Below are 14213 nucleotides of genomic sequence, written 5' to 3'. Positions count from 1 at the left end.
GATTTTGGTGATCGAAAACGAGGAAGGTGTGGGCGGTTACGGATAGAATCGGAATCCGGCGCCGAGGTGGAACAGGATCTGTCGAACCTGGACCGGCTCATCGACCACGTGCTGGGAGAGATTGATCATGAGTGGCTCCGTACGAGACCTTGCTGAACGCATTTCCGCGTTTACCTTTGCGGAGTATCCTGAAAGGCAATGGTCGCAGATCGCCCTGTTCGAGGAATGCCTGCGTCGGGCTGCGCTTTGGTTCCGCGCTGAGCCCGGATTCGGATGGCCCTTCGGGGATTTTGCTGCGGCTGTGGACTCGTCAGTGCGTGCCGACGATCGGTTGGTGCGCCGGGTCGAAGAGTGCATTCCCCTCGATCAGTCGCAGGATGTTGTCGACACCTGCCTGAATGCACTTCATTTCCAAGCGCTGCGGGAGTCCGGTACGCCGCTTCCGGATCTTCCCGATCCTTTCGAGCCGCTGCTTCTGATGTACGAACGCGGAAACGGAGTCCACAGTACACCTCGCTCGAACCCGAGGCGCTTGAGGCGATTGATAGGGCGGGGCAAGCTGAGACGTGACCAACAGCCGAAGGGTAGGAGGCGGTCCGCAGTGACGCCGACGGACTGGTCGTCCGTATGCGGGAAAGTCGACGGCCCGCATACTTCGGCACGCCCTACCACTACAGCCTGCGGGGGCATACAACTGAGCACGGACCCGGTGTCGGCGCCAGCGCCCATCTCCGACCCCGCGCCCGCCGCTTCGCTGGAGAGAGTATTCCCATGACTCGTGACGTGGTCGCCCTGTTGGAACGTCGGCCGACTATGCGTGGGATGAGCCGCGCGCTTGTTGCGGCCGGGCGGGGGCTGCGGGTGCGGACTGCGGCCGAGGGTGCCGTGGTCGAACTGCGTGACGATTCGGGGCAGCTTGTGGCGGCCGCGCAGGCCGGCCAGCGGTTGGCCGCGTCCCGGGAGGCCGAGCGGCTACTCGGTCCGGACATCGGTGAATCCCTGCCCGCCCAGCCGTGGTGGGTGGAGGCGCGCGGCGCCGAGACCGGGCCCGCAGGTTCCGACACCGCCGGGACGGTCCGCCGGTTCGCCGATTCCCTCGCCGCCGAGTTCGGCGGGCGCGTCTGGGAGCCCGAGCCGCGGTTGCAGCGCGACGACCCGCTGCTAATCGGTGCGACCGACCACCCCGCGATCACCCGCGCCACCGACCACGTCGCGATCGCCGTCCAGGACCGCCCTGTCGTCGGCCTGTCCACCTGGCTCGCCGACGCCGTCGCCAGGCACGGCCGGGCGGGCCGCGGCCTCCAGCTGGTCACACCCGCCGATACCCGCCTGACGTGCGAGCTGTCGGCGCTGCTGGAGAGCCCCATGGCCCGCTGGGTGGTGCGCGCTCCCGACGGCGGCCACTACGACGGCCACATCGGCCTGCCGCTGGTCTGGCACGAGCAGGCGGGCTTCGTCCGCGCCGACTCCCGGGCCGACCCGGCAGGGCCGCACCCGCACTACCCCCGTCCGGTGGAGGACGCCGAGGACGCGGTCGACCACCTGCTCCTGGACCTCAGGATTCTGCACACCGCCGACGCCGACCTGCGCCTGGGTGCCGAGGCCGAGCTGCTCACCGACACCTTCTGCGGAACCGCCCCCGCTCTGTGGGGAACCGCCGAGCCCCTCACGATGGTCTGGAACCGCGACGACGTCACGGCTCTGGCCCGGCGCCGTGCTCCGAACGGCTCGCGGTTCCTGTTCGCCGCACCGCCCGGCGCCGCGCGCCCGTTCTCCGGCACGCTGAGCGTGAACCGGGTCGAGGAGGGCGTGGCGGAGTCGGTCTCGCTCACAGTGGCGCACCCGATGGGCACCGCCCCCGACCTGGAGGGTGTCACAGGCCTGGTCGAGGAGCTGGCCGCCGGCGGGAATCTGCAGACCGTCAACGTGTACCGGCGGCGCGGCAGTAAGGACCTCACCCGCGCACCCCACCCGCTCGGCCCGCTCGTGCCCGTCGGGGTGGGTATGGGCACCGACGCGGTACGCACGGTCGGTTCGGCCCATGCGCAGTCGGCCCCCGTCGAGCCGGTCCGGCTCGGTGCGCGGTTCGCGCCGTCGCTGTGGTATCCGATCGGCGACGGAACCGATCCCCGGGACCGACCGCGGCTGCGCGAACTGCTGACCCACCTGCGCCCGGACGCGGCGGCGGCACGGCTGTGAGGAATCGCGGGCGCCGCTACTTCCGGGCGTCGCCGTCCTGCTCCGCTGCGACTCGGGCCGCAGCGGCGACGGCTTCGGTGATCATGGCCTCGGCGGCGGCCTTGTCGATTCCGAGGTCGCTGAGCACGCCGGTGCCGTCCTCGAACTCCAGCAGAGCGAGCAGCATGTGCTCGGTGCCGATGTAGTTGTGCCCCAGGCGCAGGGCCTCGCGGAACGTCAGTTCCAGCGCCTTGCGTGCGCCGGCGTCGTAGGGGACGAGGTCGGGGACCTCGTCGGCCGCCGGAGGAAGGGCGGCGGTGGCGGTGTGCCGAACGGCCTCCAGGGACACATCCTGGGCGAGTACGGCCTTCGCCGCGATGGCTTCGGGCTCGCTGAGCAGCCCCAGCACCAGGTGCGCCGGGCCGATCTCCGCGTTGTGAGCGGCATGGGCCTCGTTCTGCGCCGCCATCAGGGTGTTGCGCGCCCGCTCGGTGAACCGGCTGAATCCCTGGCTGGGATCGAGGTCGGGGGTCTCGTCGGGCTTGGTGACGAAGCGCTTCTGCGCCGCCTGCTTGGATACGCCCATGCTCCGGCCGATCTCGGTCCAGGACGCACCGGAGCGGCGCGCCTGGTCCACGAAGTGGCCGATCAGGTGGTCGGCGATCTCGCCGAGGTGCTCCCCGGCGACGACGGCGTCGGAGAGCTGGTCGAGGGTATCGGGGCGCGTCTGCTTGATGGCCGCGATCAGGTCGTCGAGTCGCACCGGGTAGTCGGGCTGAGTAGGACTCTGTGATTCCATGCGTCAACCTTAAGTTGACGAACGGTGATCGTCAACTTTTCATTGACGATTGTCCGCCCGGCGTCTCCGGTCGTCCGCGTGCGGGAAACCGTCGGCCGCCGAGGAACCGTGGGCGGGGTGAGGGGAGGTGCGGCGGCTGTGCCCGGTGCCGCCGGCGGTTCGCCCGCCCCCGCGGGTACGTCCTTGCGTGCCGGAACTCCCCACGGTTCACTCAGCCGTGTGGCGATCGAGTCCCTCGATCCGACAGAGGCGAAACGCACTCCGGCGGCGATCAGGAGGACGGCATGACGACGGAAGCCCAAGCCCGGGACGACCTGCAGGGCGAACTGCTCGAACTCGAACACCGGGGCTGGCGCTCCCTGTGTGATGGCACCGGGGCGGACTTCTACGGTTCGCTGATGACCGCGGACGGCCTGATGGTCCTCGCCCACGGCCAGGCGTTCGACCGCGCGACGGTGGTCGCGTCGCTGAACGAGGCCCCGACGTGGAGCGGTTACGAGATCGACGACGTACGCCTGGTCGCCGTCGGCCCCGACGAAGCGGCGCTGGTCTACAGGGCGCGCGCTCACCGCGGCAGTGCGGACTCGGAGTTCGTCGCGCTCATGTCCAGCGTCTACACCCGCCGCGACGGCGCCTGGCGGCTCGCCCTCTACCAGCAGACGCCCGTTCCGGCGCAGGCCTGACCCGCGCAGCCCTCCCGCCGGTACTCGTCCCGCCGCGGCTCACGGGCCGGGAGCAGGGCTCGTTCCCGCCCGCGCTCCGCCGGCGAGCGCCGATCGTCCGCGTGTGGTGGCGCCCACCCCGAGCGTGACCACCGGCGCACCTTCGGCGCCGAGACGCGGGACCGGCTCGTGGAAGACGATCGGCCGCGGACGCGCCGCCGTGGGCCCGGTGCGCTCGGCGTCGGCGACTCGTTCCGCCCGCCGCTTTCGGCAAGCGGCCGCTACACCTGTGCGGCGATCGCCTCGCGCAGTGACGTGAGCAGTTCGGCGACCCCTTGCGGGCCGTCGACGACCAGGTCGGCGCGGGCGGCGAGCTCGGTGACCTCGTCGGATCCGCTGCACACGGTGACGCCGGGAACCCCCCGGTCGCGCAGGCGCTCCACGGTCTCGAAAGCGGCGAGGTCGCCGAGGTCGTCGCCGGCGTACAGCACCGCTGCGCCCTCGGCGGCGTCGGCTACGACGCCCGCCAGGGCCGACCCCTTGTCCATGCCCGCCGGCCGGAGTTCGATGACGCGGCGCCCGGGCTCGACGGTGAGCCCGGCGCGCTGGGCCAGCGCGGCCAGCGGGATGCGCAGGGTCTCCAGGGCCGCGTCGGGATCGGCGGCGCCGCGGGTGTGCACGGCCAGAGAACGCCCCTTGTCCTCGATCCGCGTGCCGTCATGGGCCCCCGAGCGCCGCAGCAGCTCGGGCAGCTCCTCGCGGACCAGGCCGACCCCGGCGGGCGGGTCCGGGGCGGTGACACCGCCGTACTCCCAGCGTTCGAAGCCGTAGTGGCCCAGCACCAGGATGTTCGCGACGTCCGCGAGCCCGCCGTACTCCACCGCCACCGCGGCCGGCCGCCCGGTGATGATCACCAGGCGCCCGACCAGCGGGGCCAGGCGGGAGAGTTCGGCGGTGACGCCCGGATAGGCGCGGGCGTCGCTCGGGTCGGAGACGATCGGTGCCAGCGTGCCGTCGAAGTCGAAGGACAGGACGGCGTCGGCGGGGCGCCGGACGATTCGGTCCAGCGCGGCCGCCCCCGCTTCGGAGCCGGGTTCGGGCAATGGCATGTGCGGTCGTCTCGTTCCCGTTCGGATGGATTGCGGGCGGGGGAGGGGCTGTGCTGCAGCACGCCCTCAGCCGGAGTATGCCCTCAGATGGTGCGGCGCCGGCACTGCGCCGCCGTGCGTCGCTACAGCTGGATGCCCAATTGCCGGGCGGTGCGCTGGCGGCGGCGGTCGGCGCGCAGCCGCCGGAGCCGCTTGACGGTCATGGGGTCGAAGGCGAGGGCCTCGGGACGGTCCACCAGCCCGTTGAGCAGCTGGTAGTAGCGCGTGGGAGAGAACCCGAACTCCTCGCGGATGGCCTGCTCCTTGGAGCCCTCCAACTTCCACCACTGGCGTTCGAAGGCCAGGATGCGCTGCTCCCTCTCGGCCAGCTCGCGCTCCTCGCCGGATGCAGCGGACTTGGCCGATGCGCCGGGATGAGCGGAGGGTTGCTGATCGAATAGCCCTGGATCTGACATTGGGCGCCTCCTCGTCCGGATTGGCGCACTCATGGTAGCGACTCGTCGCCTGGCCTGAAGAGGCGAACACACAGATGGGGCCCAGGGGTTAGAGTTCCCTGTCCTCGTCCTATCCGGGTGCTGACCTGCGACGGGCACGGCGTGCGCGGCCACGTGCGCCCCGCCCGCCGCAGGCGGACCGAACCGTGCAGACGTGGAACAATGGCGCCGACCGTACGGACCGGGACAGGGCACAGACGGCACCAGGAGTTGGGGGTCGAGTTTTCCATGATCCGCGGTAACCGGGCCGCTGCGCGCTCCGCCACGGCGGCCGCATGCGCTGCCGCGCTGCTGGCCCCTCTGGGCGCCGCTGCACCCGCGGCGGCCGACGAGCAGCCCGGCCAGGAGCTCCGGCCCGAGCAGTGGGGCATGGAGGCGGTGGGCGCCGCCGAGGCCGCCGATGCCGATGGCGGCGGAGTGACCGTGGCCCTGCTCGACAGCGGCGTGGACGCCTCCCACCCCGACCTGGACGGGGGTGTCGCCGAGGGCGAGGACTTCACCGAGGACGGCGGCTCGGACCCCGGCCGGACCGCCACCCCGCTGGCCGGGATCATCGCCGGGCGAGGGCACGGCCAGGAGTACACCGGCGGTGTCGTCGGAGTGGCGCCCGGCGCCGACGTGCTCTCGGTGCGGGTGCTCGCGGGCACCGGCGAACCGGGCGAAGCCGAGGAGCAGGCGGTGGCCGACGCTCTCGGTGACGGCATCCGCCACGCCGCCGACGAAGGCGCCCAGGTGCTCGTTCTTCCCGCGGGCGCCGCGAGCGCCGATCCCGACGAGGGCGTGCAGAACGCGGTCCGCTACGCGATCCGGAACAACGCCGTGGTCGTGGCCCCCGCCGGCGAGGACGGCTTCGCCTACCCGGGCGCCTACGACGGCGCGCTGGCCGTCGGCGCCGTCGACGAGGACACCGCGCTCACGGCCGACTCGCCCGGATCCGGCGTCGCCCTGGTCGCGCCGGGCGCGGGGATCCGCGCCCCGGCCGCCGGCGGCGGCTACGCCGCGGTCGACGGCACAGCGCCGGCGGCGGCGTTCGCGGCCGGCGCCGCCGCGCTGGTGCGCGCCGAGTATCCGCAGCTGCGTCCCGAGGAGGTCGTCGACATCCTCGCATCGGCGGCCCGGCCCACCGCCGACGGCGAGCAGGCCGCCGGGTACGGCGCGGGCATGCTCGACGTTCCCGCCGCCGTGGAGGAGGCCGCGAGCGCCGCCGAGGGCAAGCCGCTGTTCAACGAAGACCTGGCCGACCAGGCCGCCGAGGAGGACTCGGCGCTGCCGGGATGGGCGATGTGGGCCGGCGGCGTCCTGCTGGCCGCACTGGGCTGTGCCGCCGGCGTGCTGCTCTGGCGCCGCGCCAGCGCCAACCCCTACGACCTTCCCTCCCGCGAGCCCGAGCCGGACCGTTCCGGTGATCCCGTGGGGGCCGGCGCCCGCTCCGGCGCCACGCGGCGTGCGGGATCGGGGCACCGGCGCGGCGGGCGCCGCAGGCGCTGAGGGCGGCACCCGCCGCTTCCGGATCGCCCGCGACGGAGGGAAAGCCGCTACGAGTGAACGCCCGCAGGCACAGGGTGAACGGTGTTTTCCCTGATAGACGCCTTGACGGACGCGAGTGGGCATAGAAGCCTGGCGGAATGTCCCCCAAGGAATCCGCTGATCGATCGCCCGACGCACGCCCGACCGACGCGCCCGCCCCGTTGCCCTCGCGTCGGGGAGGCGGCGCCGCACCGGCCTCAGGCGCGTTGGCGCCGCCGCCTCATTTCATCGACGGCAGGGTCGTGATCGTCGAAGCCGACCCCAAGTGGCCCTATCTGTTCCAGCGCGAGGCCGACCGCATCCGCGAGGCCCTGGGCGCCACGGCCGTCTCGGTGGAGCACGTGGGCTCCACCGCGGTCCCCGGCCTGTGCGCCAAGCCCTGCGTCGACGTGCTGCTCACTGTGCCCGACCCGGGCGAGGAGGAGGCCTACGTGCCCCCGCTGGAGCGTGCGGGCTACGCGGTGGCGCATCGCGAGCCCGAAGCCGAGGGCCACCGCCTACTGCGCGGCCCCGACGTCAACACCAACGTGCACGTTTACGGTCCCGGGGCGGCCGAGGCCGAGCGGCTGCTGCTGTTCCGCGACCGGCTGCGCGCCGACCCGGCCGACCGCGAGCACTACGCGCAGGTCAAGACGGAGCTGGTGCAGCGCAGGTGGGAGAGCGTGCAGGCCTACGCCGACGCCAAAGCCGACACCGTCGACGAGATCCTCGCCCGTGCCCGCGAGGCCCGCGCCCGCGCGTCGACGGCCGCCCCGGCGGAGTGAGCCGGCCCGGCGGGCCGGGACGCGCGCGCATCCGCACACGAGGACCGGGCCCGCCCGGTCCGCACTACTTCAGCGCACGAAGCTGCGCCTCGAACCAGCGCTTGGGCGGTAGCGCCGTGGCGCTCTCCACCAGCCGCTCGCAGCGTGCGCGACGCTCGTCGTCGGGCATCTCCAGGGCGGTGCGCAGCGCACGCGCGGTTTCGCTGACGTCGTAGGGGTTGACCAGGATCGCGTCCTCGCCGAGCTCGTCGGCCGCACCCGCCTCGCTGGAGAGCACCAGCGCGCACCCGTCGTCGGACAGCGTCGGCGCCTCCTTGGCGACCAGGTTCATGCCGTCGCGGATCGGGTTGATCAGCAGCACGTCGGCCATGCGGTAGGCGGCCAGCGAGCGCGCGAAGTCGTCCTGGACCTCCAGGATCAGCGGACTCCAGTCGGCGGTGGCGAACTCCTGGTTGATCTCCTTGGCCACCCGCTGCACCTGCTCGGTGTACTCGCGGTACTCCGGCACGTCGCCGCGGCTGGGGTAGGCGAAGGCCAGGTGGGTGACGCGGCCGTGCCACTCGGGGTGCTCGTGCAGCAGTTCGCGGAAGGCCTCCAGACCGCGCACGATGTTCTTGGACAGCTCGGTGCGGTCGACCCGCACGACGAGCTTGGCCTCGCCTACCCGCTCGCGCAGCCGCGTGCGCCACTGCTCGACGTCCTCGGCCGCGGCCCGCTCCCGCAGGCTCTCGGCGTCGGCCCCCAGCGAGTGCACGCCCAGGTGGATCAGCCGCCCGCCGAACTCCACGGTGCGCTGCTCCCAGTCGACGTCCACGCGCAGGAACGTCTCGCAGCAGCGCAGGAACGCGTCGGCCCAGCGGCGGCTGAGGAAGCCCAGGTGGTCGGCGCCGAGCATGCCCTCCAGGAGCTCCCGGCGGATGTCCGCGGGCAGCATGCGGAAGTACTCCGGCGGCGCCCACGGCGTGTGCGAGAAGTGGGCGATGCGCAGGTCGGGTCGGCGCTGGCGGAGCAGGCGGGGCACCAGTGCCAGGTGGTAGTCCTGTACGGCAACGCGCGCGTTGTCGGCCGAGCCGGTCAGCAGCGCCTCGGCGAACGCGGCGTTGTAAGAGCGGAAGCCTTCCCACTGGGAGCGGAAGGCGGCGTCGAACCGCGGCTTGTTGGGGGTGTCGTAGAGCATGTGGTGCACGAACCACAGCGTCGAGTTGGCCACGCGGGTGTAGGCGTCGGTGAAGGTGTCGGGCGGGATGTCGAGCATCCGCACGCGCATGTCGAGCTCGTAGCCCGCCAGGTCCAGCCGCGCCTCGGGGGCGCGGGCCGCGGCCGCGCGGTCGGCGTCGGAGAGGGCGGCGCACACCCACATCGTGTCGGTCGAGGACGCGACCGAGCTCAGTCCCGAGACCAGCCCGCCCCCGCCGCGCCGGTAGTCCAGGGAGCCGTCTTCGCCGAACGAGAAGGACACCGGTCCCCTGTTGGAAGCGACGAGGATCTGTGCCTTGTCCACCTGAACGCCCACCTCTCACCTGTAACCGCGGATTGCGCCGACGTTTCATTGCACTACACCGATGCCGCTGACAACAGGGCCCGCTGCGTGAAGGTGTCATAGGTCTCGCCTGCGGGCGGTGCGCGCAAACCAGCCGGTTCCCGGCCCGGTCGGCGGGCGCGGCGGGGCCGGCGGGTGCGGCCGTGCGGTGCCGCAGGTAAGGGCACCGCTACCCCCGTACGGCGGCCCTAGGCGTGTTACCCGCGTCACCCTCCATGGATAAACCGGCGAAGGGTGAGTTAGAGTTGCGTTCGGAATCCGCTGCGCCCCCCGGGCCCTTGTGCGGATCCGCCACAACTTCATATTGCTCATCCAGAGGGGTGGAGGGACCGGCCCTACGAAGCCCCGGCAACCATCTCGGTTTGCGCGACTCGCGATCCTGCGAGGCGGCCGAGGCAGGTGCCAACTCCGGCCTGGAACCAGATCGGTTCGCCAGGGAAGATGAGGGGAGACGCCTCGCATGGCGATAGCCGCCACGGAAACGGAAACGACCTCCACCCGCGCCTTCGGCCCCGCCGCCGCGCTGTCCTGCAGGGAATGCGGCGAGCGCTACGACCTCGCGCCCCGCTTCGCTTGCGAGTTCTGTTTCGGCCCGCTCGAGGTCGCCTACGAGTTCGGCGCCGTCACCCGCGAGGAGATCGAGCGCGGCCCGAACAACATCTGGCGCTACGCCGGCCTGCTGCCGGTGCCCGACAACGTCGCCGAGCTGCCCAACATGGACCCCGGTCTGACGCCGCTGGTGGGTGCCGACCGGCTGGCCGCCGAGCTGGGGATGCGCTCGCTGCACGTCAAGGACGACTCCGCCAACCCCACCCACTCCTTCAAGGACCGGGTGGTGGCCATGGCCGTCGAGGCCGCGCGCACCTTCGGATTCCGCACGCTCTCCTGCTCCTCCACCGGCAACCTGGCCGGCGCGGTGGGCGCCGCCTCGGCCCGCGCCGGGTTCCGCTCGTGCGTGTTCATCCCGGCTGGCCTGGAAGAGGGCAAGATCGTCATGGCGGCCGTCTACGGCGGCCAGGTGGTGGCCATCGACGGCAACTACGACGACGTGAACCGCTTCTGCTCGGAGCTGATCGGGGACCCCGCCGGCGAGGACTGGGGTTTCGTCAACGTCAACCTGCGCCCCTACTACGCCGAGGGCTCCAAGACGCTGGCCTATGAGATCGCCGAGCAGCTGGGCTGGCGCCTGCCCGAGCAGATCATCGTTCCCATCGCCTCGGGCTCCCAGCTCACCAAGATCGACAAGGGCTTCCGCGAGCTGATCCGGCTCGGCCTGGTCGAGGACCGCCCCTACAAGGTGTTCGGCGCCCAGGCCACGGGCTGCTCGCCGGTCGCCGCCGCCTATGAGCAGGGCCACGACGTCGTCCAGCCCGTCAAGCCCGACACCATCGCCAAGTCGCTTGCCATCGGCAACCCCGCCGACGGGCCCTACGTCATCGACGTCTGCCGCCGCACCGGCGGCGCCGTCGCCCACGTCGACGACGCCGCGGTGGTCGACTCCATCGGTCTGCTGGCCCGCACCGAGGGGGTCTTCGCCGAGACCGCCGGCGGCGTGACCACCGGCGTGCTGCGCAAGCTGCTGGACGAGGGGACGCTCGACCCCGAGGCCGAGACCGTGGTCCTCAACACCGGCGACGGACTGAAGACCCTCAACGCCGTCGAGTCGGGAGTCACCGCGACCATCAAGCCCTCCCTGGACGTGTTCAAGGAGGCGGGGCTGCTCTAGGCCCCGCACACGACCCTGCCCCCCGTTCCCGCCAACCGCCGGCCAGCGAGCGAGTCAAGGAGTATCCGCAGATCATGAGCGTCAGCGTCCGAGTCCCGACCATCCTGCGCACCTACACGAAGGACGAGGCCGACGTCACCGCCGAAGGCGACACCGTGCAGGCCGTCCTGTCCGACCTGGAAGCCAAGTACCCGGGCATCCGGGCGCGCATCGTCGACGACTCCGGCAAGATCCGCCGCTTCGTCAACGTCTACGTCGGTGACGAGGACGTGCGCTTCGCGCAGGGTCTGGACACCCCGACCGCGTCGGGCACGCAGGTCTCGATCATCCCCGCCGTCGCCGGGGGCTGCTGAGCGCAGACCGCGCCTTCGCATCCGCACGCTCCGCCCGCGCCCGCCGGTGCCTCCGGCGGACGCGGGCGTCGCTTTTTCACGGCTCCGATCCCCACCGGTAAGGCGTCGTTGACCTGCGGGTAGCCCTGCGACGAACTTTGGCGAGGGCGTTTGCACTCGCATAGGCGGAGTGCTAATAATAGGTCCAGCTGGCACTCTGATAGTCGGAGTGCTAACTCCTGGTTCGAGTTGATGAGGTCGCGGCCTCCGGCAGAGGGGTTGTCGGAACCGCCGCGGCCGTCCGTCGCGGGCGTCGGCTCGTACCTTCGCGTATCAGCCCGGTCTCGGGAGGACAAGAAGTCTATGGCAGCCAAACTGATCGCGTTCGATGAAGAGGCCCGCCGCGGTCTTGAGCGCGGTATGAACCAGCTCGCAGACGCGGTGAAGGTGACGCTCGGTCCGAAGGGCCGCAACGTCGTACTGGAGAAGAAGTGGGGCGCCCCCACGATCACCAACGACGGCGTCTCCATCGCCAAGGAGATCGAGCTCGAGGACAGCTGGGAGAAGATCGGCGCCGAGCTCGTCAAGGAGGTCGCCAAGAAGACCGACGACGTCGCCGGTGACGGCACGACCACCGCCACCGTGCTCGCGCAGGCCATGGTGCGCGAGGGCCTGCGCAACGTCGCGGCCGGCGCCAACCCGATCGGCCTCAAGCGCGGCATCGACAGCGCCGTCACTCGCCTGAGCGAGGAGCTGGCCAACCTGTCCAAGGAGGTCGAGACCAAGGAGCAGATCGGCTCTACCGCCTCGATCTCCGCCGGCGACGCCCAGATCGGCGACACCATCGCCGAGGCCATGGACAAGGTCGGCAAGGAAGGCGTCATCACCGTCGAGGAGGGGCAGACCTTCGGGCTGGAGCTGGAGCTCGCCGAGGGCATGCGCTTCGACAAGGGCTACGTCTCGCCCTACTTCGCTACCGACCTGGAGCGCATGGAGACGGAGCTTGAGGACCCCTACATCCTCATCGCCAACCAGAAGATCTCCAACAACAACGAGTTCCTTCCGGTCGTCGAGAAGGTCCTGCAGGCCGGCCGTCCGCTGATGGTCATCGCCGAGGACCTCGAGGGCGGCGCGCTGCAGACGCTCGTCGTCAACAAGATCCGCGGCAACTTCAAGTCCGTCGCCGTCAAGGCCCCGGGCTTCGGCGACCGCCGCAAGGCCCAGCTGGAGGACATCGCCGTCCTGACCGGCGGCCAGGTCATCACCGAAGAGGTGGGCCTGAAGCTGGAGAACACCGAGCTGGACATGCTCGGCCGTGCCCGCAAGGTGGTCGTCACCAAGGACGAGACCACCATCGTCGACGGCGCCGGCGACGCCACCTCCATCTCCGGCCGGGTCAGCGAGATCCGCAACGAGATGGAGCGCAGCGACTCCGACTACGACCGTGAGAAGCTGCAGGAGCGCCTGGCGCGCCTGGCCGGCGGCGTCGCGGTCATCAAGGCCGGTGCCGCCACCGAGGTGGAGCTCAAGGAGCGCAAGCACCGCATCGAGGACGCGGTGCGCAACGCCAAGGCCGCCGTCGAGGAGGGCATCCTGCCCGGCGGTGGTGTGGCCCTGCTGCAGGCCGGCGTCCCGGTCTTCGAGAAGCTGGACCTGCAGGGCGACGAGGCCATCGGCGCCGACATCGTCCGCCGCGCCATCGGCGAGCCGCTGAAGCAGATCGCGATCAACGCCGGCCTTGAGGGCGGGGTCGTCGCGGAGAAGGTGCGCAACCTGGAGCCGGGCTTCGGCCTGAACGCCGCCACGGGCGAGTACACCGACCTGTTCAAGGACGGCGTCATCGACCCGACCAAGGTGACCCGCTCCGCGCTGCAGAACGCGGGCTCCATCGCCGGCCTCTTCCTGACCACCGAGGCGGTCATCGCCGAGAAGCCGGAGAAGAACGCACAGGGCGCCGGTGCCGACGCCGGCGGCATGGGCGGCATGGACTTCTAAGACCTCTCGCTGAGAGGTCGGCGAGTCCGGTACGCGAACTCAGCCCACCTGCGACGATCGGGCGGTCCCCACGCCGGGGGCCGCCCGATTCGCATGTCCGGGGACGTGCGCAGGGCTCCAGGGCGCCCGGATGTCCGCACCGCGCCTGATACGCCGCTGCGGTCGGGTCCGCGGTGGTAGCGTCGCTTGCGCCTCCGCGGTGCGCTGATGCGGTCCCCCGGCGCGGCCGGGAGCGGCCGAGCCGCGGAGACGGTGCGCAGACCGGCGCGGACAAGCACAGGAGGCCCACGATGACTGTTCCCCGTATCCGGCCCGACGATCACTCGGTGGTGTTCGGCGCAGCCGAGGATGCCACCGGCCGCCTGCTGCGCACCGTCTCGAACATGCGTCCCGATCAGATCGGCGAGCCCTCGCTGCTGCCGGGATGGACGCGCGGCCACGTGTTGGCCCACGTCGCCCGCAACGCCGACGCGCTCGTGCGGCTGCTGGAGGGAGCGCGGGAGGGGCGCCAGGCCGACATGTACCCCGGCGCCGAGGCCCGTGAGCGCGACATCGAGGCCGGTTCCGGCCGTCCGCCCGAGGAGCAGGCGGCCGACGTGGAGGCGAGCGCCGAGCGTCTGGCCGAGGCTGTGCGCGGCATGTCCAAAAAGGCGTGGTCGTTCGAGATCAAGCACCCCAGCGGCCGCGTCTTCCCTGCCGCGCGGATCCCGTGGATGCGGCTGGCCGAGGTGGAGTACCACCACGTCGACCTCGGTCTCGCCTACACGCCGGCCGAGTGGCCGCAGCCCTTCGTCGCCGAAGAAGTGGAGAAGCTGGCCGCACGCTTCGCCGCCGACGAGGAGCTGCCGCCCGTCCTGCTGCGCGACACCGCGAGTGGCGAGGAGTCCCGCATCGGCGCCGCCGCCGGTCCGGCGGTGACCGCGCAGGGGTCGGCGAGCGATCTCCTGGCCTGGCTCTCCGGCCGCGCCGACGGTTCCCGCCTCACCGTCCACCGCGGCGGCACTCCTGTCGACGAGCCTGCGGCCGTCCTGCCCGCACTGCCACCCATGCTCTGACCGGCGGACCGCGCCGGATCATCTGCCCCGGA

General features: G+C 71.6%; 13 protein-coding genes and 1 riboswitch. Of the genes, 8 read left to right on the top strand and 5 right to left on the bottom strand.

Annotation, left to right across the window (positions count from 1 at the left end; translation table 11 throughout):
- Positions 1-310: 310 nt before the first annotated feature.
- Positions 311-505, bottom strand: coding sequence for a hypothetical protein (locus tag LP52_RS26950; protein ID WP_157036149.1), 195 nt, complete (start codon positions 503-505; stop codon positions 311-313).
- A 317-nt stretch (positions 506-822) separates the two neighbouring features.
- Between LP52_RS26950 and LP52_RS01405 the strand changes: the two genes are divergently transcribed.
- Positions 823-2199, top strand: coding sequence for a DUF6177 family protein (locus LP52_RS01405; protein WP_238580681.1), 1377 nt, complete (start codon positions 823-825; stop codon positions 2197-2199).
- A gap of 16 nt (positions 2200-2215) precedes the next feature.
- On the opposite strand, the gene LP52_RS01400 is transcribed toward LP52_RS01405, so the two are convergent.
- A complete protein-coding gene (locus tag LP52_RS01400; RefSeq protein ID WP_040270002.1) occupies positions 2216-2977 on the bottom strand; it encodes a Clp protease N-terminal domain-containing protein in 762 nt (253 codons plus the stop codon).
- Positions 2978-3261: 284 nt separating this feature from the next.
- Here LP52_RS01400 and LP52_RS01395 point away from each other — a divergent pair, with 284 nt between their 5' ends.
- Entirely contained in the window at positions 3262-3660 is a 399-nt protein-coding gene (locus LP52_RS01395) for a nuclear transport factor 2 family protein (protein ID WP_040270000.1), read from the top strand.
- Between the two features lie 260 nt (positions 3661-3920).
- On the opposite strand, the gene otsB is transcribed toward LP52_RS01395, so the two are convergent.
- Together otsB and LP52_RS01385 are read right to left on the bottom strand one after the other, a co-directional pair.
- A complete protein-coding gene (gene otsB, locus LP52_RS01390; protein ID WP_040269998.1) occupies positions 3921-4748 on the bottom strand; it encodes a trehalose-phosphatase in 828 nt (275 codons plus the stop codon).
- Positions 4749-4870: 122 nt separating this feature from the next.
- A complete protein-coding gene (locus LP52_RS01385; protein WP_040269996.1) occupies positions 4871-5203 on the bottom strand; it encodes a DUF3263 domain-containing protein in 333 nt (110 codons plus the stop codon).
- A gap of 267 nt (positions 5204-5470) precedes the next feature.
- Here LP52_RS01385 and LP52_RS01380 point away from each other — a divergent pair, with 267 nt between their 5' ends.
- Positions 5471-6730: a S8 family serine peptidase gene (locus tag LP52_RS01380; RefSeq protein WP_040269994.1), complete on the top strand. Its 1260-nt coding sequence runs from the start codon at positions 5471-5473 to the stop codon at positions 6728-6730.
- A 281-nt stretch (positions 6731-7011) separates the two neighbouring features.
- Positions 7012-7533, top strand: a complete 522-nt coding sequence (locus LP52_RS01375) for a GrpB family protein (RefSeq protein WP_238580680.1) — start codon at positions 7012-7014, stop codon at positions 7531-7533.
- A 64-nt stretch (positions 7534-7597) separates the two neighbouring features.
- Here the strand turns inward: LP52_RS01375 and LP52_RS01370 are convergent, their stop codons facing one another.
- Positions 7598-9034, bottom strand: coding sequence for an alpha,alpha-trehalose-phosphate synthase (UDP-forming) (locus tag LP52_RS01370; RefSeq protein ID WP_040270069.1), 1437 nt, complete (start codon positions 9032-9034; stop codon positions 7598-7600).
- Positions 9035-9378: 344 nt separating this feature from the next.
- Positions 9379-9521, top strand: a riboswitch (SAM riboswitch).
- 12 nt (positions 9522-9533) lie between these two features.
- Between LP52_RS01370 and thrC the strand changes: the two genes are divergently transcribed.
- From thrC to LP52_RS01350, 4 genes are all read left to right on the top strand, one after another.
- Complete coding sequence (thrC, locus tag LP52_RS01365; protein ID WP_040269991.1) at positions 9534-10799, top strand: threonine synthase; 1266 nt, start codon at positions 9534-9536, stop codon at positions 10797-10799.
- 74 nt (positions 10800-10873) lie between these two features.
- Positions 10874-11152: a ubiquitin-like small modifier protein 1 gene (locus LP52_RS01360; RefSeq protein WP_040269990.1), complete on the top strand. Its 279-nt coding sequence runs from the start codon at positions 10874-10876 to the stop codon at positions 11150-11152.
- A gap of 342 nt (positions 11153-11494) precedes the next feature.
- Complete coding sequence (gene groL, locus LP52_RS01355) at positions 11495-13126, top strand: chaperonin GroEL (protein ID WP_040269989.1); 1632 nt, start codon at positions 11495-11497, stop codon at positions 13124-13126.
- Positions 13127-13416: 290 nt separating this feature from the next.
- The gene (locus LP52_RS01350) at positions 13417-14181 is read left to right on the top strand and encodes a maleylpyruvate isomerase family mycothiol-dependent enzyme (RefSeq protein WP_040269987.1); all 765 of its coding nucleotides are present in this window, start codon (positions 13417-13419) and stop codon (positions 14179-14181) included.
- The last annotated feature ends 32 nt before the right edge of the window (positions 14182-14213 follow it).

The organism is Streptomonospora alba, assembly GCF_000826685.1.
GTDB lineage: Bacteria > Actinomycetota > Actinomycetes > Streptosporangiales > Streptosporangiaceae > Streptomonospora > Streptomonospora alba.
Note: the sequence above shows the minus strand (reverse complement) of the source record. Positions and strands in the feature narration are given on the sequence as shown.

Bases quoted from the DNA above. Each gene is read 5' to 3' on its own strand.
- LP52_RS01405 (WP_238580681.1), top strand. From the start codon at position 823: ATGAGCCGCGCGCTTGTTGCGGCCGGGCGGGGGCTGCGGGTGCGGACT.
- LP52_RS01400 (WP_040270002.1), bottom strand. From the start codon at position 2,977: ATGGAATCACAGAGTCCTACTCAGCCCGACTACCCGGTGCGACTCGAC.
- LP52_RS01395 (WP_040270000.1), top strand. From the start codon at position 3,262: ATGACGACGGAAGCCCAAGCCCGGGACGACCTGCAGGGCGAACTGCTC.
- otsB (WP_040269998.1), bottom strand. From the start codon at position 4,748: ATGCCATTGCCCGAACCCGGCTCCGAAGCGGGGGCGGCCGCGCTGGAC.
- LP52_RS01385 (WP_040269996.1), bottom strand. From the start codon at position 5,203: ATGTCAGATCCAGGGCTATTCGATCAGCAACCCTCCGCTCATCCCGGC.
- LP52_RS01380 (WP_040269994.1), top strand. From the start codon at position 5,471: ATGATCCGCGGTAACCGGGCCGCTGCGCGCTCCGCCACGGCGGCCGCA.
- thrC (WP_040269991.1), top strand. From the start codon at position 9,534: ATGGCGATAGCCGCCACGGAAACGGAAACGACCTCCACCCGCGCCTTC.
- LP52_RS01360 (WP_040269990.1), top strand. From the start codon at position 10,874: ATGAGCGTCAGCGTCCGAGTCCCGACCATCCTGCGCACCTACACGAAG.
- groL (WP_040269989.1), top strand. From the start codon at position 11,495: ATGGCAGCCAAACTGATCGCGTTCGATGAAGAGGCCCGCCGCGGTCTT.
- LP52_RS01350 (WP_040269987.1), top strand. From the start codon at position 13,417: ATGACTGTTCCCCGTATCCGGCCCGACGATCACTCGGTGGTGTTCGGC.